Genomic DNA, 25960 nt, shown 5'->3' on the forward strand with positions numbered 1-25960 from the left:
ACATTCGACTAAAATTTACTTTAATTCATCTAGTTAGCCATACTTCCTTTTCCATCCAAGGAACACTTGTTTTTAGTATTTCTATATATTCACATGCTTTGATATGTGTATTTCCTTCGGCTTCCACGAAAGTAATGTTACATCCCAATTCTTTTGCTTCTGCGATTCGTTTTCTTACTCTTTTGATAGGGAAGAATTTGTCCTTTGTACCCTGTATTACATAAATCGGGATGTTAAGTTTTTCATCTACTTTACAACTGGACCCCATTAATATCATACCAGAAAAAATAGTAGAGTAATCTTTGGCGTATTGCCATCCAGCTATAGCTCCATTACTATAGCCTACTAATATGATTTTATCAGGGTCAATGGGCCAATTTTCTTTTGCGAGATCAATAAAGTCTAAAATTCTTTTTTCTAGATAATCTAATGTCCACGTTCGCCAAGCACCAGAAGGGCTGAAAATAAACCCTCCAGCATCCTGTAACCCAGGAGTAACTAGGCAACTATTAAATTTAGTATAATTTTTACTTCCAACACCACCGTGTAAAACAATGAATAATGGAACTTTTTGGCCTTTAGTAATTGTTGGTATTGTAAGATCATATTTCCACTCCGATTCTTTGTCTTTTACTTTAAGAATGCTAATTCGATTTCCAGGAGTTAATGGGATTTCTCTAAACGATTTGGTATCAATACTGCTAACATAATTGGTATTTCCTCTGGTATCTAATCCACTTTTACAAGAAATAACTAAAATAAAGAAGAGAATATAAAAAAGACAGTATAAAATTGAAGATTTCATAGTTTTTCTATAAATATACTAAGTATGTATCTATTTTTTTTAAGAATTGATAGGGTGTTTATAAAATAACCGTGTAAGTTGAAAATTATCCCAGTTAGGATTTCGGGGGTTGTAATTTAATTTTATTTTTGCCTATGCAAAATAACAAGGTACTTATTTTAGACTTCGGGTCACAAGTAACGCAACTTATAGGACGCCGAGTAAGAGAGCTCAATATTTATTCAGAAATACATCCGTATAATAAACCTCCAAAAAATATCAGTGATTATCATGCTGTAATTTTATCGGGTAGCCCACTTTCGGTAAGAGGTGAGGATGTTGCCCACCCAGATCTATCGGAGATACAAGGTAAAAAACCATTATTAGGTATTTGTTATGGTGCTCAATATTTAGCGCATTTTGGTGGTGGCCGTGTAGCAGAATCTAATACGAGAGAGTATGGTAGAGCTAATTTATCATATATAGGTAAAAATGAATTGTTTCAAAATATTTCTGAAGGTTCTCAGGTTTGGATGAGTCATAGTGATACTATTAAAGAATTGCCAACCAAATCAACTCTTCTAGCTAGTACTGAAGATGTAGAAAATGCAGCATTTAAAATTGAAGGAGAGGAAACTTATGCGATTCAATTTCATCCGGAAGTTTACCATTCTAAGGATGGGACGCAACTTTTAGAGAACTTTTTAGTGAACATAGCTGGAATAGCACAGGATTGGACTCCGGATTCTTTTGTAGAAGAAACGGTAAAAAACCTAAAAGAGCAATTAGGAAATGATAAGGTGGTTCTTGGATTGAGTGGTGGAGTAGATTCTACTGTTGCCGCAGTATTGCTTCATAAGGCTATTGGCAGTAATCTTCATTGTATTTTTGTTAATAATGGATTGCTTCGTAAGAACGAATTTACATCTGTACTACAGCAATATGAAGGTATGGGACTCAATGTAAAAGGAGTAGATGCTTCGGCACGCTTTTTGGATGCTCTAGCGGGAGAAAGTGACCCAGAAGGGAAAAGAAAAATAATTGGAAGAGTATTTATTGAAGTTTTTGATGATGAAGCTAACCAAATAGAAGATGCTAAGTGGTTGGCACAAGGAACAATATATCCAGATGTAATTGAGTCTGTTTCAGTAAGTGGAGGTCCATCTGCTACGATTAAATCGCATCACAACGTAGGAGGTTTACCTGATTTTATGAAGTTGAAAGTAGTTGAACCTTTAAAAATGTTATTTAAAGATGAGGTGCGAAGAGTTGGAGCTTCTATGGATCTTGATCCAGAATTGCTCGGGCGACACCCATTTCCTGGACCTGGATTAGCAATTCGAATTTTAGGAGACATTACTCCAGAAAAAGTTAGTATTTTGCAAGAGGTTGATGCCATTTTTATAAACGGACTGAAAGATAACGGACTGTATAATAAGGTATGGCAAGCTGGAGCAATTTTGTTACCAGTTCAAAGTGTAGGTGTTATGGGAGATGAGAGAACTTATGAGAAATGCGTAGCATTGAGAGCTGTAGAAAGTACAGATGGAATGACTGCTGATTGGGTAAATCTACCGTATGAGTTTTTGCAAAAAACATCAAATGAAATAATAAATAAGGTAAAAGGCGTTAATAGAGTAGTATATGATATTAGTTCAAAACCGCCTGCAACTATAGAGTGGGAGTAATATATTTTATATATTGACACTTTGATTCGTGAAGAATCAGATCCATTAAAATTAAATCGAATGAAAAAAGTATTGTTGTTCTTTTGTGTGCTTTTTATTACCAGTATTGGTTTTGCTCAGCAGTATAAAAGTCATAAAGTTGTTCAAGGAGAAAATGTATATAGAATTGCAAAACGATATAATACAACTCCTGAAGCAATTTATAAAATCAACCCTAATTCAAAAGATGGGATTAAGGAAGGTCAAATTCTAGCTATTCCTGTCACTAATGATGAAGAATATCAAATCCATGTGGTAGGAGAAGGGGATACCGTATTTAACCTTTCTCAAAAATATAACACTACACAAGAGGCGATTTTGAGTTTAAACCCAGATGCGGTAAATGGGATTAATCTGGGGCAGATTTTAAGAGTTGCGGTAATAGAAAAACCCAAAGAAGAAAATACACCAACAGAAAATGTAAGTGATCCTGTTTTAGATAGTATCAAACCGTTAGAAGAAATACGTCAGATAGTTCGTTTTAAAACCCATAAGGTTAGAAGGAAAGAGACTTTATATGGAATTGCCAAGAAATATAATATCACGATGGATGATATTAAGAAACATAATAAGAGGCTATATTCAGAACAAGTTCGAAAAAGGGATAAAATTAGAATACCTGTATATGCGGAAAAAGCAGTTGTAGAAACAGATGTGCCTAAAGATTCTTTGAGTAGTAGAGTTTCTACCACTACTAAGTATATAGTGAAGCCAAAAGATACGAGATATAGAATTGCTAGAAGACATGGTATTACTGTTGGAGAATTGGACCAATTAAACCCAGAAATGGATCCTAATTTTCCTATTGGCATGGAGATTTTGGTACCTACAACTATATTCGTTCCCTTAAAAGAAATTATTGATGCAGATAAGTTTGAATTGTATGAAGTTCAACCAAAAGAAACAGTATATAGTATACTAAAAAGAACTGAAATTTCTTCGGACTCTTTGTTTAATATGAATCCATATTTAAGAGATGGTCTTAAAGCTGGTATGGTAATTACACTTCCTAAAACAGGTGAAGTAGATTCTCTAGCGATTGATTTTCCAGAAAAGAAAATAGTTCCGTTAGAGAACATGCTCTCAAACTTTAAAATGAAAAAACTTGCTGTAATGTTGCCATTTGGATTAGATACACTAGATCCAAATGAAAGGCAAAAAACAGAAGATTTTTTGAAGAGTAGAAAAGCAAGAGGAACAAGAGTAGCTTTAGATTTTTATAAAGGAGTTCAGATTGCGGTTGATTCTGCTAAAAGTAGAGGGCTGAGTATTGATTTGACTGTTTTTGATACACAAAAGAATAATAATACAGGTCATATCAAACAGTTAATTGATCAAAATAGTTTTGATGAAATGGATGTTGTGATTGGCCCATTATATCAAGCTAATGTAGAGACTGTGGCTTCAGAATTAAAGAAGTATGATACTCCGGTGATTTCTCCAATTTCTAATAGAGAATCAAAATTATACAGTAATTTTTTCCAAACGATACCGACAGACATAATGCTTCAAGATAAACTGATTAATTATGTCGCTCAAGATTCTACGGATAAGAATATTGTTATTATCGTGCAACAAGGAAAAAAGAAGCATGAGGAAATAAAAAATAAATTGATTGCTAAATTTCCTGAAGCTAAGATAGCAAGAATAGAAGAAGGTAATTATGTATATGAAGTTCATCTTAATAAGGTATTGGCAAAGAACAAACCAAATTGGGTTTTTCTTGAGTCTGATGATGTAGCTATGATAAGTAATGTCACTCCTTTACTAAATGCAAAAGCAGAGAGTCATCAAATTACTTTATTCACTACGGATAAGCATAATGCTTTTGATGATGATAATATTAAAAATGAACATTTGTCTAAACTACATTTACACTATCCTTCTATCGATAAGGAATTTGATAATTATGATGAGACAAGAATGACTCCTTTTGTAGCGAGATATAAAAAAGATTATGGAACTATTCCTAGTAAATATGCGGTGAGAGGTTTTGATATTACATATGATATTTTAATGCGATTAGGTTCTGCAGATGATTTGTACCATGCAGCAACTTTTGAAGGTACAACAGAATATGTTGAGAATAAATTTAATTATGCTAAAAAGCTTTTAGGAGGCTATTATAACAAAGCTTCCTATATAATTAAATTCGATGATGAATTGAAGCTTACGGTAATAGAATAAAAATTATTTTGCCAATAATTAATTTTAAAGCTGATTTTAAAATCATTTTCTTTATTTTTAAATTCTGAACTATATTGTTTTAAAGATAAAACAGTTTCAAAAAGTGAATTTTAGTTTAGATTTTTAAGATATTTAAAGTCGTGGTATGGAAATTGATATACTTGATGTATATAGTTTTTATAGACTAAAATAAATTCGAAATTTTGGAAAAATTGTTTCGATTGGGATAGATATAAATTGTATATCTGAAGATAAATAAAATTATTTAAGCGAAAATTATCAATACTTAGCCCCGTATTGTATATTTTAGTTACTTGAATAAAAAAAAACAACAACTATTAGCCGGGCATAATTATTGCAATTATGGGTAAATTTTTTACTATTCTCTTAGTTTTAGTTTTTGCTAATCATGGATATGTAGAGCGTTTTTCTTATGCAGAAAAAAGTAAGTTAGATTGGTCGGATTTTAGGGGAGAACCTAAACTCGATAGTGATTTTGACGCTAGTGTCAATACAGGAATAACTTATCAATGGTCTATAAGTAAGGATTATGGGAAAATTGAATTAAAATATGAAGTGGACAGCTTTTGTTATCCATCACTATCGTGGGTGAAAAAAGGTCAGTCTACTAAATACCTTTTGTTACACGAACAACTCCATTTTGATATATCTGAATTGCATGCTAGAATAATGCGTAAAAAATTAAAAGAGTATAGACCTGGTAAAAACGTTCGTAAGGATCTTAATAAGATGTATAAGAGAGTGGAACGCATGAGAATCAATATGCAAGAGCAATATGATTTAGAAACGGATCATTCAAAAAATAAAGTAAATCAGAAGAAGTGGGAAGAGAAAGTAAAGAATTTGATGTGGTATTATAGAGCTTATTCAAAATAAATTTACACTTACTTAACTTTTAATGGATACTCAATCCCAGAAAGATTTTTTAGTTAAACTAGCCAATACCAAAATGCCTTTTGGTAAATATAAAGACCGATATCTTATTGACTTACCCGAGCATTATATTGTTTGGTATCATAATAAGGGTTTTCCCAAAGGTACTCTAGGTAAGCAGATGCAAATGGTTTACGAACTTAAGCTAAATGGTCTTGAGTATTTAATAAGAAATATCAGAAAACTTTAGAAAAGTATTTTTATAAAACCTCTGTAATTATTAGTGCCGTACACTATAGAATATTAGGTAAAAAAATGCAGCAAATTGATACTTGCTGCATTTTTTTTGTGTAAGATCAAAATGTGCTATGAAGCAGTTGCTTCAGCCTTATTAAATATATTTACATCTACCTGATTTTTGGTAAGATCTTCAAAAGTTTCATGTTTACGAATCAAATGTGCTTTGTTATTATGCCAAAGGACTTCTGCTGGACGAAAACGAGAATTATAATTACTGGCCATAGAGAAACAATAAGCACCGGCATTTTTAAAAGCGATAATGTCACCTTCTGTAATTTCAGAAATTCGTCTATTGGTGGCAAATGTATCCGTTTCACATATATATCCTACTATGGAATAAAAACGTTCTCTACCAGTCTGATTCGATACGTTAATAATTTCATGATGAGAATTGTAAAACATAGGTCTTATTAAATGGTTGAAACCACTATCAATTCCAGCAAAAACAGTAGAAGTAGTTTGTTTTACTACATTAACTTTGGCAAGAAAATATCCAGCTTCACTAACTAAAAATTTTCCTGGTTCGAAACCAAGAGTTAATTCTTTGCCATATTCCTTACAAAAGGTATTGAAGCGTTTTGTTAGTTTTTTTCCAAATTCTTCTATATTAGTTTCAATATCTCCTTCTTTATAAGGAACCTTAAAACCACTACCAAAATCTATAAAGTCTAAATTCTTAAAGTTTTTAGCAGTTTCAAAAAGGATTTCACTAGCATATAAAAATACATCAACATCCAGAATGTCACTACCAGTGTGCATATGAATACCATTGATATTCATACCTGTGTTTTCTACAATTCTTAGAATATGTGGAATTTGATGGATAGATATTCCAAACTTACTATCAATATGACCTACTGAGATTTTGCTATTTCCTCCAGCCATAACATGGGGATTAATTCTAATACAAACAGGTACATCTGGATATTTTGTTCCGAATTGTTCCAGTATAGATAGGTTGTCAATATTTATTTGCACACCCATTTCAGAAACTTCCTCAATCTCTTCTAAGGATACACCATTAGGAGTAAATATTATATTGGCTGGTTCTACACCTGCTAATAAACCTAATTTGACTTCTTGTATGGATACAGTGTCTAATCCAGCACCTAATGAATTCATTAGTTTTAAAATCGCAAGATTAGACAATGCCTTGACGGCATAGTTAAGTTTAACATGTTTCACCTGTTTAAAAGCGTTTGTTAGGCGTTCATATTGTGAAACAATTTTTTCGGAGTCATAAACGTATATAGGACTCCCAAATTCTTCTGCGATTGCTAATAAATTTGCGTTTTCCATGGTAATTAAATTAAGCTTACGAAATTACTATTTTTGCTATAGATTTCCTCTAAGCGCCGCGTAATTAGCATAAAATTATGTAATCCAAAAAAAAATAAGCTTCAAATAACGAATTTTTACTTTTTGAACAGATATCATACATATCATAGTGGTTTATTTAGTATTTTTAAATAAAAAAATGTTAGCACTCTTTCCTTTACAAATGGTTGTATATCCAGGCGAACGATTACCTCTCCATATCTTTGAAAAGAGATATCAACAGTTGATTTCTGATTGTGAAGAGGAAGGTATCTCTTTTGGAGTGCCAACTTTTATTGATAAGAAGCTTGAATATGGTACCGAAGTTACTCTGCAAAAAGTAGAGAAAAGATATCCAGATGGAGGTAGCGATGTGGTATGTTTAGGTACTAGAGTATTTAAAATTGAAAGTTTTCTTCCCAAACTTCCGGGTAAATTATATGCTGGCGGTGAAGTACAATATTTGGAGGATAATGAAAATGGGATAGAAGAGTTACAAGAAGAATTATTAAAAAATATAGCAATTCTTTATGTAGAGCTCACTATAGAGAAACCTCCAATATTCAATATACCATTTATAAGTTACCAAGTAGCACATAAGGTAGGCTTAGCATTACATCAAGAATATCATTTGTTAAAGTTGAGAAGCGAATTAGAACGTCTTAATTATCTCATTGGGCATCTAAAAATTACAATTCCTGTAGTGAGGGAAATGAATAGGGCTAAAGAAGTAATTAAAATGAATGGACATTTTAAGAATTTTGACCCTTTAGATTTTGAAGATTTTAAATTATAAGTTATTCATAATTCGAATTCAACTAAATTTTTATGTTATTTTTTGAGATAATATAAGAGCTTCTATTGTATAACTTTTTTTACCCGAAAAGATTGGCACAGTAACTTCACTTTTCCTATTTTTGAAACTCCTATTCAAAAGGCAAAAAATAAGACTATGAACTTACACGAATATCAGGGTAAAGAGATATTAAGTAGCTTTGGTGTGCGCATCCAGCGAGGTATTGTTGCACAGAATGCTAAAGAAGCAGTTGCTGCTGCAAAACAATTAACTGCAGAAACAGGTACTGGGTGGCATGTGATTAAGGCACAAGTGCACGCCGGTGGTCGAGGAAAAGGTGGAGGTGTGAAACTTGCTAAAAACCTTCAAGAAGTTGAAGATATTGCAGGACAGATCATTGGGATGAATTTGATAACTCCTCAAACATCTGCTGAAGGAAAAAAAGTACACCAAGTATTAGTTGCAGAAGATGTGTATTATCCTGGAGATAGTGAACCAGACGAATTTTATGTTTCTGTATTATTAAATCGTACTACAGGTCGTAATATGGTTATGTATTCTACAGAAGGTGGAATGGATATCGAAACGGTTGCCGAGGAAACTCCGCATTTAATATTTACAGAAGAAATAGATCCTGCAGTAGGGTTATTACCTTTTCAGGCAAGACGTGTAGCATTTAACTTAGGTTTAAGTGGTGTTGCGTTTAAAGAAATGACCAAGTTTGTGATGGCATTATATACTGCGTATGTGAAATCTGATTCTTCAATGTTTGAAATCAATCCTGTTTTAAAAACAAGTGATGATAAGATCATGGCAGTTGATGCTAAGGTTACTATTGATGATAATGCATTATATCGACATAAGAACTATGTGGATATGAGAGATATTCGCGAAGAAAATCCAATCGAAGTTGAAGCGAACGAAGTAGGACTGAACTATGTAGATCTAGATGGTAATGTTGGATGTATGGTAAATGGTGCTGGTCTTGCAATGGCAACAATGGATTTAATTAAGCAAGCTGGTGGAGAACCTGCAAATTTCCTTGATGTTGGAGGTACAGCAGATGCTAAACGTGTAGAAGAAGCTTTTAGAATTATTCTTAAGGATGAGAACGTAAAAGCAATTTTGATCAATATCTTTGGAGGAATTGTTCGTTGTGACCGAGTAGCACAAGGAGTAGTTGATGCCTATAAAAATATGGGTGATGCTATTAATGTTCCTATTATAGTTCGTTTGCAAGGTACCAACGCAGATATTGCTAAAGAATTAATAGATAATAGTGGATTAGATGTACAGAGTGCAGTGCAGTTTCAAGAAGCTGCTGATAAAGTACAAGCAGTACTTGCATAATTTATATAAATAAATTTATACAATATTTTGAAGCGATCCATTATTTGGATCGCTTCTTTTTTTTAGATAAAAACATACTGTTATGAATAGGGAAGTAGGAAAAATAGTTGAAAAATTAAATATGAAGTCACATCCTGAAGGAGGGTTTTATAAAGAGACATATAGAAGTAAAGGAGTTATTCCTAAAGATGTTTTAGCTGAAGAGTTCTCTGGAGATAGGAACTATTGTACGGGGATTTATTTTTTATTGACATCAGATAATTTTTCCGCATTTCATAAAATAAAACAAGATGAAATGTGGCATTATTATTCAGGGAGTTCATTATATGTACATGTAATAACTCCAGAAGGAAAATATATCAAGCATGCCGTAGGAATGAATTTAGATCAAGGAGAATCACCACAATTAGTTGTTCCTGCTAACAGTTGGTTCGCATCAAGTGTAAAAGATGATGAAGGGTATTCTTTTGTTGGATGTACTGTGTCGCCGGGATTTGATTTTGATGATTTTGAGTTAGCAGAAAAAAACTTTTTAATAAAACAGTATCCAGATCACGCGGGAACAATTTCAAAATATACACGTCAGTAACTTTATTAAGTTAAATATGAAATCTTTTTTAAGTTTTGGTTGTTAAATAGTCTGAATTTAAATTAGAAGAAAACACTAGTTAAAGCTATTGAAAGGATTATAAATTGTGTACTTTTATTTAATTGTCATAAAATTGATTATAACAAGTTTTTATAGATGTATGAGATAGTTACTTGATATACTTTTTTATAACTATTATTAGAATATTATAAATACAAGAAATAAAAATATGATACCTGAAATAGAGAAGTCGTTAAACGATCAAGTACAGTATGAAGCTACGGCATCTGCACAATATCTCTCAATGGCTTGTTGGGCAGATGTAAATGGTTACAATGGAATAGCAGATTTTTTTTATACACAATCAGAAGAGGAACGTGTGCATATGACCAAATTGGTCAAATTCATAAATGAAAGAAATGGAGAAGCTGTAATTCCTGCTATAGAAAAACCTAGAAATGATTTTAAATCATTAAGAGAATTGTTCGAAATTTTCTTGGAAAGTGAAGAGTTTGTAACTGCACAAATTAATAATGTTATTTTTCAATGTTTAGAACATAAGGATTATAATGTACATAATTTTATGCAGTGGTATGTAGCAGAACAATTAGAAGAAGAAGCTGTAGCAAGAACATTATTAGATAAATTAAAGATTATTGGTGATGATAAATCAGGACACTATTTGTTCGATAGAGATATCAATACTTTTCAGATAAGTAATTCGCAAGAAGAGTAGATAACTATTTGTTAATAAGTCATTAAATAAAAATAAAAGATTCTTTTTTTGAGAATCTTTTTTTTATATTTTTGCGCTTTATTTAGATTCAATAAAAATTAAATAATAGTGCAGAGTTCTGATATCCCATCTTTATATTCACCTTGTGCTTCATTAAATTGTGAAGCTAGTTGTGGAGGCAAAAAGAAAAAGTGTTGTAAAAAATACAAGAAAAAAGGTAAATCTAATTGCAAAAGATGTCCAAAACTTTAGATGGACTTTAAAGTATATAAATTCTATATAAGCACGCAATAGCGTGTTTTTTTGTTTTTAATCAGAAAGAAGATGTTTATCTATATTTTTTAATATAGTTTATCTAAATTTTGTTAAATAGAGTTTAGTGAGTTAGTTCTTTTTGAGAAATGAAATATAAATGAAAATTTATGAACTAAAAGATTGATAGATCCTTGGGGTTTTGCCAATCTTTTTTAGATTTGTATATCTCCCAGATTGTTAGTTTTACCAGCCTACATACAACTAGTTTTTTTATGATAAGATATGTAGTATTATTTTGTGTATTTATTACAAGTGTAGTAACCGCACAAGAGAGTGAGTTTAATAAATTACTTGAGCAGTTTAATGAACAGAATAAAGAAATTCCAATCGATCTGGCTTTAAAATATTTTGATTTTAAATCTACAGAAAGAGCAAATGCTTTATTGACAGGAAAAGTAATTGTTAAGACCGATAATTATGTTATCCTGTCAACTATAATGAGCTGCAATGTAGGAGTAAGTTGCGAGCAATCTTCTATAACATCATTTACTCCTTTTGGTGATAGGGTTAATACTATTTCATTCGAGAGAAAAATAGCTGATTGTTCTTTTGATGATTCAAGGATGTCAGTTTTCGTATCCAATAATTTGTTAGTTTTTAAGGAGGTTAGAGAAAAATTGGATTGCATCGGAGATGGTAAACAAATTGGAATAAAAATGTGGTTAGAATTTCAACCAATAAAAGAAGATGGGACTTTTTCTAAACCTTATACAGATTTAAAAGCAGTAGAAAGGGAAAATTATATATTTTCTCATCGAGTTTTTACTGCAGAGGAGTTAAATAGTAAAACTGATGAAGAATTAGCAATTATTAAAAATGAGATTTTTGCTTCGCACGGATATATGTTTACTAAAAAGAAGTGGCAGGATTATTTCGAATCTAAATCTTGGTATTTGCCTTCAGATACTGATGCAGCTGATAAGTTAACTGCTATAGAAAGAAAGAATGTGGAATTAATTTTGAGTCTTATACAATGAGATCACTCTTATTAATGATTTTCTTGTTATGTTCTGCATTATCTTTTGGTAAGGTAAGAACGATTCATGTTTTTGTAGCCCTTTGCGATAACCTTAATCAAGGTATTGTTCCTGTGCCAAAAGCCATTGGAAATGGTCAGGACCCTAAAAATAACCTCTATTGGGGAGCTGGGTATGGTGTAAAAACATTTTTTAATCGCAAAACAAAAGATTGGCAACTAGTTAGAGCTATTCCATCTAAGGATCCCTATATTTTAGAAAGATTATTGTTTAAACATGTTAGTAAGGATGTTTATATGTTAGCAGACGCTTATGACGGTGCTAGAATCAAACAAAGTATAGAACACTTTTTGAAATCATCTAATGGACAGATGCCTTTGCAAATTGCTCAAAAAAATAAGACTTTAGATTTTGGAGGAGGAGCTGATTTATTGGCGTATGTTGGTCATGATGGTTTAATGGATTTTAGTGTGGATGTCAGTTATAAAGAATCTGTTACTAATCCTAAGAATGTTATCATTCTGGCATGTTATAGCAAAAGTTATTTCTCTCCAGAAATTAAAAAAGCTAAAGCAATTCCTGTGTTATGGACCACCCATTTGATGGCACCAGAAGCATATACATTAAAAGCAGCAATAGACGGATGGATTAGGAATGAATCTGGTAAACAGATTGATGAAAGAGCTGCACAATCATATCATAAATATCAAAAATGTGGTATTAGAGGAGCTAGAAATTTATTTACTACCGGTTTTTAAATTCTGAATATTCCGCCGTTTTATTATAGACTTAAAGCTGTACGGTAAACCACTAAAAACATTTCCCTTTTTTCAGGGGATTGATTCTTTTCTATTAGTTATATCTTTGAGTATAATAGGGTAGAAGATGTTTTGTTTTTTAACAAGACTCTTTTTTTGCCTATATTTCTAATATGAATGTAACTACGTTATGTTTATTTTATAACTAAACAACCATGGCTGACAATCAAAAGTATATTAATGATTTGCTTGAAAAAATAGCAATTCTATCTAATAAACAAGAGGTCTTTCGTAGAGAAATTTTGAATCTTAAAAATGAGGTTCTTCGTTTTAAAAATGAAGAGGAACAAAAGAACATTGAAGTAACCGAAGATACGATAACTACTCCTGTTATTGAACCAGTTTTAAAAGAGGTAGAAGATAAAGCTGAAATAAAAGAGCCTTTATTACAAAATCAACCAGAGGTGTCATTTTCTCAGCCTAAGGTTAAGCGAGATGAAAAGCCAAAAGGGAAGTCTAATTTAGAAAAGTTTATTGGAGAGAATCTTATAAGTAAGATAGGAGTTATTATTCTGATTATAGGAGTTGCTATTGGTGCAAAATATTCTATAGATAATGAACTCATTAGTCCATTAACACGAATTATATTGGGATATCTTACCGGAATCGGTTTGATCGGTGTAGGCATGAAGCTAAAAAAGAAGTATGAGAATTTTAGCGCTGTTTTGGTAAGTGGAGCAATGGCTATATTATATTTTATTACTTTTCTTGCTTATAGCTTATATGGTCTTATTCCGCAAATGTTTACGTTTGGATTAATGGTAATATTTACGATTTTCACGGTATTTGCAGCCATACAGTATAATAAACAGGTCATAGCACATATTGGACTAGTTGGCGCTTATGCAGTTCCATTTTTATTAAGTGATGGATCAGGAAAAGTAGCCGTTTTATTTAGTTATATGGCGATTATTAATGTAGGGATCTTAATCATATCTTTTAAAAAGTACTGGAAACTTTTATATTATTCTTCCTTCATACTTACGTGGTTAATTTATTTTAGTTGGTATGTAATGGATTATGAAACGGAGGTTCATTTTGGATTAGCTTTTACCTTTTTGTTAGTGTTTTTTATCACATTTTATTTCATGTTCCTTGTATATAAATTGAATAGAAAAGAAAAATTTGGTACAGGAGATGTTATACTTCAGTTGATTAATGCATTTGTTTTTTATGGAATTGGTTTTTCTATGTTGAGTAACCATGAAATTGGATCACAGTTATTAGGCGTATTTACTTTAGCAAATGCAATAGTACATTTTATTGTTAGTGTAATAATCTATAGATTAAAATTAGCGGATCGAAATTTATTTTACTTTAGTTCTGGAATGGTATTGGTTTTTATCAGTATTGCATTTCCAGTTCAGTTAGACGGAAATTGGGTAACCTTGCTTTGGGCTGCTGAAGCAGCATTGTTATTTTGGATAGGAAGGACTAAAAAAGTACCTATTTATGAAAAACTAGCATATCCAGTTATTGCCTTAACATTTTTTAGTTTAATTCAGGATTGGTGGATGTATTATGCAGAATATGCCTATATGCCTGGTACTGATGAAATTTCGGTAATTCCGTTTTTTAATATTTCGGTACTTACCTCATTATTGTGTGCGGCCTCTTTTGGATATATTCTCTTTTTGCATCGTAGTGAGAATCATCCTTTTCCTTGGTTAAAATATAAGACTTGGTATCAGTTAATCTCCCTTTGGATATCGGCGATGTTTCTGTTTGTCTTGTATATGACTTTTTTCTTAGAGGTTATTGATTATTGGGGTAGTTTAGATAGTAATCAAGAAGGTTTTATGGGAATTTGGTTAATTAATTACACCTTAGCTTTCTTATCAATTTTATCTTTTGTAAATATTAAAAAGATTAAGAATGTAGTTTTTGGTTATATTAATATTGCGCTCAATATGTTTGCATTATTGATGTTTTTAACTACTGGATTGTATTTGTTGAGTGAATTGCGAGAAAGTTATTTGGACCCTACACTTTTAGAAACAGGTGAAGCAGGATTGTATCATATCGGTATTCGATATATTTCATTGGCATTTTGTGTTTTATTATTAATAGCTAGTTATAAATATGTTAGACAAGGTTTTCTAAAAGGCGTTTTTACAATTGTCTTTGATGTGGTTCTGCAAATTGCTATAATCTGGTTATTGAGTAGTGAATTAATCCATTGGTTAGATATTGCTGGTTATACTTCTTCTGATAAATTAGGACTAAGTATTCTTTGGGGGATATATTCTTTGTTATTGATCGTTATAGGATTTTGGAAGAAAATAAAGCATATACGAATAATAGCTTTTATACTTTTTGGAGTCACACTCATAAAATTGTTTTTATATGATATAGCGCATTTAAACACGATCTCTAAAACAATTGTATTTGTATCGCTAGGTTTATTATTGCTTATTATTTCTTTCTTATATAATAAATACAAACATATTATTACAGATGAGGTTAAAGATTAATATTGTACAATTGGTATTGTTCTTAATTTGTTTACAAGCTTATGCCCAAATTGATAAGTATACCTACAAAAAAGAATTATTAAACGTGTCGGATGATTGGCATGCCATCGTATTACCGAATGAGATTTTTAAAAATGTATCTTCTGACCTTTCAGATATACGAATTTATGGGATTACTAAGGGAAATGATACTGTAGAGGCTCCATATCTTTTAGAACAAAAGAAGTCTAAAATATCAAGTAAAAATATCGGATTTAAATATGTTAATAAATCTACTACGGATAAAGGCTCATATATCACTTTTAAAGTTACGTTAGATGCTATAATTAATCAAGTTCAGTTATTTTTTGAACAAGACAATTTTGATAGATTCATAAAAGTAGAAGGGAGTCAAAACCTAAAAGATTGGTATACTGTTGTAGATGATTATCGTGTGTTGTCTGTTAATAATGAATTGACGAAGTATTCATTTACAACCCTAAAGTTCCCTGACTCTAAGTATACATATTATAGAGTTTTTGTTAAAGGTAAAGACGCACCTGATATAAAAAAGGCTGAGATTACCTTAAAAGAAAAACAAAGAGGTAGTTACAAGAAGTTTACTGTTAAATCAACGGAAATTGTAGAACAAAATAAAAATACAATAATTACTATTGATTTAGGAATGCCTGTTCCTGTAAGTCATATAAAAATTAAGACTAAGAATACTTTCGATTATTACAGGCCTTTTCGAGTGAAATATCTTAGAGATAGTATTCAGAGAGAAAGCGGATGGAAATATAATTATCAAAATATTACCTCAGGAGTTCTAAATTCTATTGAAGAAAACGAATTTAACTTTTATAGCACAATTACTAATAAGATAAAAATAATTGTTAATAATCAGGATAATGAACCATTAGATATTGATGAGGTTGTAGTTAAAGGTTTTGATTATGAGTTGATTACTAGGTTTAGTACTTCTGCTAATTATTTTCTGACTTATGGTAATGAAGATGTGAATAAACCATCCTACGATCTTCAGTACATGAAAGAAAGAGTTCCAGGAAAATTAGTAAAACTTCAATTAGGACCAGAACAAATAATACCTAAAAGCCAAGAGAAAACTGTGGAACCACTCTTTAAAAATAAAGTTTGGTTGTGGGCTATAATGCTTATTGTTATTGCTTTGTTAGGAGGTTTCACGCTGATGATGATGAAAAAAAAGTAATTTTTTAAAAAAATTGTCCAAATCTTTATAACCACTTCGTCATAGGATCATATAAACCATAAATAAATAATAGTATGAAACAATTTATGTTACTTTTTAAAGGTGGAGACGACGTTTGGGATGCAAAATCCGAAGAAGAACAAAATGCACACATGGAAAAGTGGATGCAATGGATTGGGCAAATGGCAGAAGAAGAAAAATATGTTGGAGGAGAACGCCTTTATCCTGCAGTAAAAACAATTCATCCTGGAGGAACAAAAATTACTGACAGGTCTTTTGCCGAGGCTAAAGAATTAGTCGGAGGTTATATTACCGTATTAGCAGAAACATTGGATGAAGCTACAGAAATGGCAAAAGGATGTCCAGGACTACTGTGGGAGTCATCTGTAGAAGTCAGAGAAGTTTGGCCAGACGATGTTTAATTTAAAAGATAGGAGATGAAAGAGTTTTTGATGCTAATTAGAGGAGGACAAGAACAATATAGTTCGGTGTCTCCGAGTGAAATGCAAAAGCATATGGAACAATGGCAAGAATGGATGGTTGGATTAGCTAAAGAAGAGAGATTGTTAGGAGGGCAGCCTTTAATAAGTGAAGGAAATACATTGTTAGAAGGAGGCAAGAAAGTTATGGATAGACCATTTGCAGAAGGAAAGGAGCTAGTAGGAGGATATCTTCTGATTAAAGCGGATTCTTTAGATCAGGCAACTACGATAGCTAAAGGTTGTCCAAGTTTTGAATATGATTGTAGTGTAGAAATTCGCGAAATCGCTCCATTAGAGCAATAGTATAAGTTGGAGTCAGAAGATCACATAGATAATACGTTAAACCATCTTTTTAGACAAGAATCTGGAAAGATGGTTGCTGTTTTAATTAAAATTTTCGGTACGGAAAATATTGAAATGGCAGAGGATGTAGTACAAGACGCATTGGTAAGTGCTCTAGAAACATGGAAATATAGAGGAGTACCTGATAATCCCAAGGCTTGGTTGTATAGAACTGCAAGGAATAAAGCAATCGATATTTTAAGGAAGAAAAAACACAGTAAAACTATTGATTTTTCGGATCCCGAACGTAAGTTGTTAACCTCAGAATATACATTAACAAGTACGATGGATAATTTTTGGAAAGAACAGTATATACAAGATGATTTTTTAGCAATGATGTATGCTTGTTGTCATCCAGATATTTCTCCAGAAAATCAAATTACTTTTATTCTAAAGTCCCTTTGTGGATTTAGTACAAAAGAAGTTGCAAGATCTTTTCTAACCTCAGAAGATACTATTTCTAAAAGATTATATAGAACTAAAGAATATTTTAGAAAACGAAAAATACGTCCTAAAATACCATTACCCGAAGAGATTATTGATAAAACTAAAACAGTATTAAGTACTATATATTTAATGTTTAATGAGGGGTATAATGCTACTCACGATGATAATTTGGTGAGGAAAGATGTAATTTTTCAAGCGATTTGGTTGTGTAAATCTTTATTAGATCACGAACAAACACAATTATCGGAAGTATATGCGTTGATGGCATTAATGTTATTTCATACTTCTCGTGTGGATAGTCGTATTAATGAATATGGTGAGTTGATACTGTTATCAGATCAAGATAGAGATTTATGGAATAAGGAATTAATCTCTCAAGGAAACAAGTATTTAAATCAATCGGCTTTTGGAGAATCTTTATCTACCTATCATCTCGAAGCTGCTATTGCTTATCAACATTGTATTTCTGAAAGTTATACAAAAACAAATTGGAAAGAAATATTAGTATATTACGATTTACTTTTAAAAATAGATAGCGACCCAATTGTTTTTTTAAATAGGAGTTTAGTTGTTTTAGAACTTTTTGGAGCTGAAGAAGCACTAAGAACTATTAAGGAAATAGAAGATCATAAATTGGTTAGTAATTATTACCTCTATTATGCGATCTTAGGCGAAATTCATGAGCGTATGATAAATCCAAACAATGCTGTGGATTATTATCAAGAAGCAATAAAACTTACGCAATCAAGACCTGAACGACGTTTACTTAAGCGAAAAATAGCAAGGATTCTTAACTAAGAAAACAATATTTCCTATTTATTATTGGCAATTCTTCATGGATTCATAATAAGCGCGATACGCTTCATAACTTACTTTTTTTCGACCTTTCTCTAGAACAATTGTGTTTTGATTAGAGAATTCCGAAAAAGGAATTGTCTTTTTAGGAAAGCCATCTATCACTATTTCCATATAACTATTGGTAGTAATTTTATTGGTGTCAATTTCTATTTTAAACTTACCATCATAATCCGAAAATGCGTATGCACAAGATTCATCTGATAATTGTAGCTTTACAACTGCAATAGGAACAACAGAACCATCAGGTTTTTTTATAGTACCTTCAATAGCTTTAATGCCTACATTACTAGTCGATGTTTCAGAAATTTGGTGTGTAATATTAGGATTAACTTCTGTAGTGGTATTACCAGAAAGATCTTCAATTGTCCAGTTATCCAGTTTTTTTCCTTTTTTGTAAGTGCCTTTTACAATTACACCTGATGCATCTTGCCTCCAATAATCACCGTGCTTCTTTCCATTTTTATAGTTAATTTTTTCTTTAGAACCACTTTTTGTAACGTTCCATAGGCCTACTTTTTCACCTTTTTCATAATATCCTTCTTCAGTAAAAGTAAAACCATTATCAGAGTTATAGTAGTAGCCATTTCTTTCGTTGTCTTCATAATTTTCTACCGTAGATAAATCTAGAGAACCTTTTTTTCTAAAAATCAAAAAATGAACCCATTCTCCGTGTTTTTTTCCTTTTTTGTATTCAATTTTATGAATACCAATAACTTTTTTATCCTTTAACTCTCTTACGTAGTATTTACCATCAAGTTCATTTTCTTTATTAATCTCCAGAAGTTCATTATACTCTTCTTTACTAAGTTCTATGTATCCTCCTTCGATAGGAGTTTGTCCCTTGACTATAAAAGAAAATAATAATACGAAAGTGAAGACAATGTGTGATTTTTTCATCCTTATTACCGATTGTATTTGTTTAATTTAATTCTCCCAAACTGTACTACTAAAGTTAAGTTATTTTTGTTGTTTTTCAAATAACTTGCAGTATTCAGAGTTTGTTTTTAATTATAAATCAAAGACAGTACCAATTTGTTACCTAGTTTAAATAATTTTAAAAGAAAAAAATCAGTAGATCCCATTCATTGTATAGAGAAGTTGTTTTTTTCGATACTAAATTAATACCTAATAAACAATCAAAGGTATTACCGTAAATGAGATATGATTATTATTTGTAGCTTTACAAGTAACGAAGACATGCCATTTTGTAATAGTTTTATGTGGCATCATCTTTGCAAACCATTAAATAATTAATATAAATTTTTACAATGAACAAAGGAACAGTAAAGTTCTTTAATGACGCCAAAGGTTTTGGTTTCATTACAGAAGAAGGTTCGAACAAAGAACATTTTGTACACATTTCAGGATTAGTAGATGAAATTCGTGAAGGTGATGTAGTAGAGTTTGATCTACAAGAAGGAAAAAAGGGGTTAAACGCAGTAAATGTAAAAGTAATTTAATACATACTACATAACTTTTTTAATCAATAAGCCTATCAATTTTGATAGGCTTATTTGTTTTCGAAATTTAACAACTAATATGTGCAATTTGCCAATAGTTCTGGTTTAATTACCAGAGATTACCAGATTACTTTTATATCTTACTTTCTTATCTCCTTATAGCGTATCCACAAGAAGACGGTAAGTCTTTTATAAAATTCATCATAAGCTTAAAATTCAATCTAAAGTGTGTTTGTAAAAATCTCATAGTCTTTTCCCTTTTTATAATATAACGCTTGTTAGAATAAGATACCCTACCACTGTTATATTCTTTTTATTATAGTGTTTCTAATGAAGTATAAGAATAATAAAAGCCTATGATGTAATCTATAAGATGCAAATCATGCTAAAAATACAAAGTTTTTTAATTAGGTGTAACAATTTATGATCAAGTGCATCAAAGAAGAAATCAAAAACAAAACGTAATGAAAAACGTGAAAATCACATTTGCTTTCTTCTTGCTAATTAATCTTGCATTTAGTCAAGCTCCAGCTATTACAATAGACCTATCAGGAAATGGAACCCCAATTATATTTTTGCCTGGTTTTACAACACCAGGATCGGTTTGGGAGGAAACAATAATTCATTTAGATGGTAATTATCAAAATCATGTAGTATCCTATGCAGGATTTGATGGTAATACCCCTATTGCTATGCCTTGGTATGATACTATAAAAAAAGAATTGATTACATATGTTAAAGAAAATAAGTTAACAGATGTAATTATTATTGGACATAGTATGGGAGGTAATTTAGCAATTGATATTGCAGCCTCATTACCTAATTCTATAAAAGATTTAATTCTGGTGGATTCAATACCTTGTATGCGTGAATTAATGATGCCTGGTGTATCAGAAACCCAGATCCAATACGATAGTCCATATAATAAACAAATGTTATCTATGAATGAAGAACAGTTTACCCAAACAGCTTTGATGATGGCTCAAAATATGACTAATAAAAAGGAGAAAGTAAATACATTGTTAGACTGGATACAAACAGCAGATCGAGAAACATATGTGTATGGTTATACAGATTTATTAAAATTAGATTTGAGAAAAGTATTGGATAGAATAACTGCAAAAACTCTAATCGTTGGAGCGGCTTTTCCAACTATTGAAACAGCAAAAGCAAATTATGAAAAACAATATGCGCAGCTATCTAATAAGCGTATAGAGATGATACCTGATAGTAAGCATTTTATTATGTTTGATCAACCAGAATTGCTTTATGAAAAGATAAATGAATTTTTAACTAATGAGTAAAGAGAAACCACAACTTTTTGAAACAATATATAATGATTGTTATCCAATGGTATTGCAGATGTGTTTAGGTTATATGAAAGGAGATGAGAGTTTGGCCCATGATTTAACCCAAGAAGTATTTATTAATATTTGGAATGCATTGGATAAATTTAAGGGTATATCATCTCATAAAACCTGGGTGTACAGAATTACAGTTAATTCATGCTTACAACATATTAGAAAAGAGAAAAACAAAAAACAAGTGTCTATTGATACGGTAGCACATATGATTGAGGATGATAATCAGGAGGTTAATACAGGAGAAAATAAGAGTTTATATACAGCAATAGGTAAGCTGGAAGAGATAGATCGTTTGCTAATCATGATGGTTTTAGAAGGCCAGGATTATGATAGTATTTCAGAAATAATGGGGATAAAGCCAACCAATGTAAGAGTTAAGATCCATAGAATAAAGAAGAGATTAAAAAAAATATTAGATCATGAGTAATGAATTTGAAGCATTGCAGAGTCAATGGAAAGAAAATAAGAATAGTATTAAACGTAATTCACCGAATTCAGATGAGATGTTTTCCTCAATAAATAAAAAGAAAAGTTGGAGTACTCGTTTTCATTATGGAAATATTATTATACTATCATTAGTTTTGATAGGGATTGTAGCTTTTTTCTATTTTATAGCTCCTGTTCAGGAGCTGTTGAGTAGAGTTGGGGCTGGATGTATGATTGGAGGTTTATTTATAAGAATCGTAATTGAAATTATAAGTGTATCTAAGGCAAAAAAGATCAACATGACTGACAATGCTTTACAAACGACTAACGATACAATTGCATTCTATAATTTTAGAAAAAAGATTCACGGGCCAGTTACCGTCGGAATTATAGTTTTATATACTATTGGTTTTTATATGATCACTCCAGAGTTTAGTTTGTATTTTAAAATGTGGCAGATGATTTTGATTGATGTGTCTTATATTATTGGTGCGATAATTCCTTATATCGCTGTTCGAAAAAACATCAGAAAAGAAATACATGTTTTATTAGAGATTATTGAGTTAAAGAGAACAATAACAAGGGAGGTTAAATAATATATTTGAGAAATCAATTTATAATATAGATAAGTCGACCATCCATATGGTCGGCTACTTTTCCGTAAGCAATTAAAGAAGCTCCAATGGTCCAGCGCTTAGATTTTCCAATGCTATACCAAAACGAATATCGTTGATATAACCAATTTGGTTGAATGTTTCTAGGTCTAGTAATATAAAATCCAAACTGCTGTAGGAAATAAAAATCTCCTATTGAGAAATGGTGGCCAACTGTTATTGACGATGAAAATGCGGAATCATTAATATCCTCTTGTTTTGCAATCTCTCGATCAGAAAAATCATACCAAAATTCTATACCGGCATTTAGCCCATTAATTCCAGATATTGGTTGTAGAATTCCTCCCGTGATTCCGATTAAAAGATGATTCGAAGCTTCAGCTTCTCGATCAGAGGATCTTAAACTAATAAATGAACCTAGGTAATAATCAATAGATGTTTCATAAGACTTTAAGGATTTTGGTTTTTTCTTTAATTGAGTGTTATTAATGACTTTATCAATCCCTATAGAAAAAGTTGGAAAATTCATTCCTTTATTCGGTTGCTTTTGACCGCCATTAGAGATGTGATTATAATTTGCGGAAAGGTTAACTGCATAATTATCGTTAATATGATAATTTAGATTTAGAGATAATGCTAGGTAAAAACTAAAATGAGTACTAAATAATAGATTTTCTGGGTTCGTTTCTTGATCAAATATTTGATCAAGGTATGTAACCCCTAAAGATCCTCTTAGCGAAAATTTTAGAGGTCCTTTATACGTAAAATAAGGTTCTACAAAGTATATAAGATTGTATGAGTTACCCAGGATGTTTGGGTTGGCATAGTTGAAATAAGCAAATGCAAATCCACTTCTTCCGTAACAGAAACAGGTTTTCCAGGCTTTGTCGGTGGTTTTTAACCAACTATATTCTAACTGCAATCCATAAGGATTTGTTTGCGAAATCGGTTTTAATTCCGGCGAATGCGCGATGATAAAACCGTAATGGGATTTTGCCCCAAAAAAAGTAGGATTCACTTGGGCTCCTATCGAGGTGTAGATCAATATGCTGAATAAGATTAATGTAATCTTTTCCATTGTTAATCAGTGTGTTATTAAATTTACTGAAAATTATTAACGGTTTAAATTCAATTTGATACTTTATTTTAGTTTTCATACAGAAAACCCATGTATACTAGAAATGTTATTTGCAATTATTTAGTACATTAGTAAATAACTATAGCATATATAACAACAACTTGAAACCAATAACGACCATCAATGATGTCATCGACTCTTTAGATGATATTATTAAAACATCAAAACTTGATAATAGTCCCTTAGGATATTTTGCCGCGTTGTATAGACGGGTAACTATTAAGGTAAAAGAAGGAATTGAAAATGATTTTTTTGATGACGGTCCTAGGATGGAAAAACTTGATATCATTTTTGCTAGTAGATACTTAGATGCCTATTTTTCTTATAGAGATGATAAAGTAGTAACGACTTCTTGGAAAATAGCATTTGACTTGTCAAAAAATTATTGGCCTATAGTATTACAACATTTATTAATAGGAATGAATGCCCATATTAATTTGGACCTAGGAATAGCGGCTGCAGAAGTTTCCAAAGGCACAAATATTGAAAATCTTAAAGAAGATTTTGATAAAATAAATCAAATTCTTTCATCATTAGTAATTGAGATAGAAAATGATCTGGCAAGTATTTGGCCGACCCTTAAAAAAATCCTCAAATTGACTCGAAATGTTGATGATTTTTTAGTTGATTTCAGTATGGAATTAGCAAGAGATGGAGCATGGGAGTTTGCTAAACAAATTGCAATCACACCAAGTGATCAATTTATAGAAGTAATTAATCAAAGAGACCTTAAAGTAGCTGATAAAGCTTCAATAATTACAAACCCAGATTTCGTGGCTAATATTATCTTGGGTATTATTAGAATAGGCGAACGAGGATCTGTTTCCAATAAAATTCAATATTTAATATCCTAAAACGCAGTTTTTTTGTTTTTCAAAGTCAATTTTGATTTTTTTAACATAATATGTAAGGAAAATTACTTTTTTATTTAATTTTATCGCGATAAACATCTTAAATTTTTCTTATGTTTTAATATTTTAGTTAAAAAAATGTGATAAAAACAACGCAAACGTTTGCGTGATTGTAATTTCTGTGATCCCTTGTTAAATCTTCATTTCTAGGGTTTTTATTTTTTATTATTGTTAAATAAATAGTGTTAAAAAAGAATATTCAATATAGTTTACCTTGTTTGTTTAATGATTTGGTAATTCCATTCTTAATTTAGTGACATAATCACTAACTAAATTTAACACTATGAGAATGTTTGTCAAGTTTTTTGGAATTCTGTTATTAGTTTTGTCATCATCTGCCTGCGAAACAGAAGAGTTAATTGTAGAAGATGCCACTGATATACAAAATACAACAGATATAGATGCAAAGGCAGGACCTTGGGTTCGACAGTTTACTGATAACTTTAATTCTAATGGAAATTTAAATCAATGGGAGAGGACACATAATAGAGCGGATTATAATTCTAGTGTATGTAATTATAAAAATTGGAATTCAGAAATAGCTAATCTTGATGGCAGTAGTTGTTTACGTCTTCAAGCATATAAAAAGAGCAATAATAATTATGAATCAGGTCATGTAAAATCTTATTTTAATTTTCATCCTGGAAATAACGAGGAATATAGAGTAAGAGCAAGAATTAAATTGTTAGCTAAGAACGGTACAAATAGTTATAAAGGATTTTCGGAAACTTATGGTGCTTGGCCAGCTTTTTGGACGGTTAATGAAACGAATTGGCCTACACGTGGAGAAAGTGATATTATGGAAGGTTATTCTTTTGGTAATAGCGCAAGATTCGCTAGTAACTTATTTTATGGAGCAAATACCTCTCAAAATCAATTGGGAACTAGTGCTGAAAGAAGATATAATTTAGGAGAAGGATGGCATACTTACGAGCAAAGATGGATCAACAGAAATGGATGGGTTACTATTCAGGTCTATGTTGATGGGAATAGAGTTGCTAGTTATAATAATAATGTGGATAATGATCTAAGACTTCAGAATTTCAAAAACCATAATATTATTTTAAATTTAAATATAGGTTCGGACACAGGTATTTTTAATAATTCTAGCATTAATATTTTCTGGAATACTTATATGTATGTAGATTATGTTCGTGTTGATAAGCGAACTATTTAAAAGTGTAGAGATCTTATACTAAACCATTACATCTTAATTAAAAGCAAAAAGCTGTCTCATGTTAACTTAGAGGCAGCTTTTTTAAGAATGATAATGTTTTGATTTTGTCTCAAAAAAGCCTAAAAAATATACACCACTTGGTTTTAAGTACTTCCACTGTTGTCAGAAATGTATACAATTACATTTATCTAGTTTTTTCTAACTCTCAGTTCTGACTGGCCCATACTTAAATAGAGAGTTTTTGGTTTTTGAATTTTTAGGCTTTTT

The 25960-nt window shown here is 31.1% G+C and carries 25 protein-coding genes; 21 read left to right on the forward strand and 4 right to left on the reverse strand.

From position 1 onward, the window contains the following. Positions 1-25: 25 nt before the first annotated feature. A complete protein-coding gene (locus H526_RS0125565) occupies positions 26-805 on the reverse strand; it encodes a dienelactone hydrolase family protein (RefSeq protein ID WP_027395545.1) in 780 nt (259 codons plus the stop codon). 134 nt (positions 806-939) lie between these two features. Here H526_RS0125565 and guaA point away from each other — a divergent pair, with 134 nt between their 5' ends. The 4 genes from guaA to H526_RS0125585 all read left to right on the forward strand — a co-directional run bounded on the left by guaA (position 940) and on the right by H526_RS0125585 (position 5842). After that, positions 940-2472 (forward strand): glutamine-hydrolyzing GMP synthase, encoded by a 1533-nt coding sequence (gene guaA, locus H526_RS0125570; protein WP_027395546.1) that lies wholly within the window; start codon positions 940-942, stop codon positions 2470-2472. Positions 2473-2532: 60 nt separating this feature from the next. Beyond that, on the forward strand, positions 2533-4698 hold the full coding sequence (locus H526_RS0125575) for a LysM peptidoglycan-binding domain-containing protein (RefSeq protein ID WP_035086691.1): 2166 nt from the start codon (positions 2533-2535) through the stop codon (positions 4696-4698). A gap of 363 nt (positions 4699-5061) precedes the next feature. Beyond that, on the forward strand, positions 5062-5595 hold the full coding sequence (locus tag H526_RS0125580) for a DUF922 domain-containing protein (protein WP_035086693.1): 534 nt from the start codon (positions 5062-5064) through the stop codon (positions 5593-5595). A 22-nt stretch (positions 5596-5617) separates the two neighbouring features. Then, a complete protein-coding gene (locus H526_RS0125585) occupies positions 5618-5842 on the forward strand; it encodes a DUF3820 family protein (RefSeq protein WP_027395549.1) in 225 nt (74 codons plus the stop codon). Between the two features lie 116 nt (positions 5843-5958). On the opposite strand, the gene lysA is transcribed toward H526_RS0125585, so the two are convergent. Beyond that, the gene (gene lysA / locus H526_RS0125590; RefSeq protein ID WP_027395550.1) at positions 5959-7191 is read right to left on the reverse strand and encodes a diaminopimelate decarboxylase; all 1233 of its coding nucleotides are present in this window, start codon (positions 7189-7191) and stop codon (positions 5959-5961) included. A 178-nt stretch (positions 7192-7369) separates the two neighbouring features. Here lysA and H526_RS0125595 point away from each other — a divergent pair, with 178 nt between their 5' ends. The 11 genes from H526_RS0125595 (at position 7370) to H526_RS0125645 (ending at position 18543) form a co-directional block, all read left to right on the forward strand. Then, positions 7370-8005 carry an LON peptidase substrate-binding domain-containing protein gene (locus H526_RS0125595; protein WP_027395551.1) on the forward strand — a complete coding sequence of 212 codons (636 nt, stop codon included), beginning with the start codon at positions 7370-7372 and terminating at the stop codon, positions 8003-8005. 156 nt (positions 8006-8161) lie between these two features. Beyond that, entirely contained in the window at positions 8162-9355 is a 1194-nt protein-coding gene (sucC, locus tag H526_RS0125600) for an ADP-forming succinate--CoA ligase subunit beta (RefSeq protein ID WP_027395552.1), read from the forward strand. A gap of 82 nt (positions 9356-9437) precedes the next feature. Beyond that, on the forward strand, positions 9438-9944 hold the full coding sequence (locus H526_RS0125605; protein ID WP_027395553.1) for a cupin domain-containing protein: 507 nt from the start codon (positions 9438-9440) through the stop codon (positions 9942-9944). Between the two features lie 229 nt (positions 9945-10173). After that, positions 10174-10680, forward strand: a complete 507-nt coding sequence (locus H526_RS0125610; RefSeq protein ID WP_027395554.1) for a ferritin — start codon at positions 10174-10176, stop codon at positions 10678-10680. 527 nt (positions 10681-11207) lie between these two features. Then, positions 11208-11972: a YARHG domain-containing protein gene (locus H526_RS0125615; protein ID WP_027395555.1), complete on the forward strand. Its 765-nt coding sequence runs from the start codon at positions 11208-11210 to the stop codon at positions 11970-11972. After that, complete coding sequence (locus tag H526_RS0125620; RefSeq protein ID WP_027395556.1) at positions 11969-12730, forward strand: hypothetical protein; 762 nt, start codon at positions 11969-11971, stop codon at positions 12728-12730. The genes H526_RS0125615 and H526_RS0125620 overlap by 4 nt, the downstream gene beginning before the upstream one ends. A 215-nt stretch (positions 12731-12945) precedes the next feature. Beyond that, entirely contained in the window at positions 12946-15264 is a 2319-nt protein-coding gene (locus H526_RS0125625) for a DUF2339 domain-containing protein (RefSeq protein ID WP_027395557.1), read from the forward strand. Beyond that, positions 15248-16474: a DUF3999 family protein gene (locus tag H526_RS0125630; protein WP_027395558.1), complete on the forward strand. Its 1227-nt coding sequence runs from the start codon at positions 15248-15250 to the stop codon at positions 16472-16474. Before H526_RS0125625 ends, H526_RS0125630 begins: the two co-directional genes overlap by 17 nt. 74 nt (positions 16475-16548) lie before the next feature. Next, positions 16549-16896 (forward strand): YciI family protein, encoded by a 348-nt coding sequence (locus H526_RS0125635; protein WP_027395559.1) that lies wholly within the window; start codon positions 16549-16551, stop codon positions 16894-16896. A gap of 15 nt (positions 16897-16911) precedes the next feature. Beyond that, positions 16912-17259 carry a YciI family protein gene (locus tag H526_RS0125640; RefSeq protein WP_027395560.1) on the forward strand — a complete coding sequence of 116 codons (348 nt, stop codon included), beginning with the start codon at positions 16912-16914 and terminating at the stop codon, positions 17257-17259. Positions 17260-17265: 6 nt separating this feature from the next. After that, entirely contained in the window at positions 17266-18543 is a 1278-nt protein-coding gene (locus H526_RS0125645; RefSeq protein ID WP_051336358.1) for an RNA polymerase sigma factor, read from the forward strand. Between the two features lie 21 nt (positions 18544-18564). Here H526_RS0125645 and H526_RS0125650 read toward each other — a convergent pair whose 3' ends face one another. After that, positions 18565-19500, reverse strand: a complete 936-nt coding sequence (locus tag H526_RS0125650) for a toxin-antitoxin system YwqK family antitoxin (protein WP_027395562.1) — start codon at positions 19498-19500, stop codon at positions 18565-18567. Positions 19501-19871: 371 nt separating this feature from the next. Here H526_RS0125650 and H526_RS0125655 point away from each other — a divergent pair, with 371 nt between their 5' ends. The 4 genes from H526_RS0125655 to H526_RS0125670 all read left to right on the forward strand — a co-directional run bounded on the left by H526_RS0125655 (position 19872) and on the right by H526_RS0125670 (position 22449). Beyond that, positions 19872-20063, forward strand: coding sequence for a cold-shock protein (locus H526_RS0125655; protein WP_027395563.1), 192 nt, complete (start codon positions 19872-19874; stop codon positions 20061-20063). A 464-nt stretch (positions 20064-20527) separates the two neighbouring features. After that, positions 20528-21367, forward strand: coding sequence for an alpha/beta fold hydrolase (locus tag H526_RS0125660; RefSeq protein WP_027395564.1), 840 nt, complete (start codon positions 20528-20530; stop codon positions 21365-21367). Further along, positions 21360-21854: an RNA polymerase sigma factor gene (locus tag H526_RS0125665; RefSeq protein ID WP_027395565.1), complete on the forward strand. Its 495-nt coding sequence runs from the start codon at positions 21360-21362 to the stop codon at positions 21852-21854. The genes H526_RS0125660 and H526_RS0125665 overlap by 8 nt, the downstream gene beginning before the upstream one ends. Continuing rightward, positions 21847-22449: a hypothetical protein gene (locus tag H526_RS0125670; RefSeq protein WP_027395566.1), complete on the forward strand. Its 603-nt coding sequence runs from the start codon at positions 21847-21849 to the stop codon at positions 22447-22449. Before H526_RS0125665 ends, H526_RS0125670 begins: the two co-directional genes overlap by 8 nt. 13 nt (positions 22450-22462) lie before the next feature. On the opposite strand, the gene H526_RS0125675 is transcribed toward H526_RS0125670, so the two are convergent. Then, a complete protein-coding gene (locus H526_RS0125675) occupies positions 22463-23545 on the reverse strand; it encodes an acyloxyacyl hydrolase (RefSeq protein ID WP_027395567.1) in 1083 nt (360 codons plus the stop codon). A 161-nt stretch (positions 23546-23706) separates the two neighbouring features. Between H526_RS0125675 and H526_RS0125680 the strand changes: the two genes are divergently transcribed. Continuing rightward, positions 23707-24459: a DUF5995 family protein gene (locus tag H526_RS0125680; protein ID WP_027395568.1), complete on the forward strand. Its 753-nt coding sequence runs from the start codon at positions 23707-23709 to the stop codon at positions 24457-24459. Positions 24460-24799: 340 nt separating this feature from the next. Continuing rightward, a complete protein-coding gene (locus H526_RS30230; RefSeq protein ID WP_155839787.1) occupies positions 24800-25693 on the forward strand; it encodes a glycoside hydrolase family 16 protein in 894 nt (297 codons plus the stop codon). Positions 25694-25960 lie beyond the last annotated feature (267 nt).

Source organism: Aquimarina latercula DSM 2041, from assembly GCF_000430645.1.
Lineage (GTDB): Bacteria > Bacteroidota > Bacteroidia > Flavobacteriales > Flavobacteriaceae > Aquimarina > Aquimarina latercula.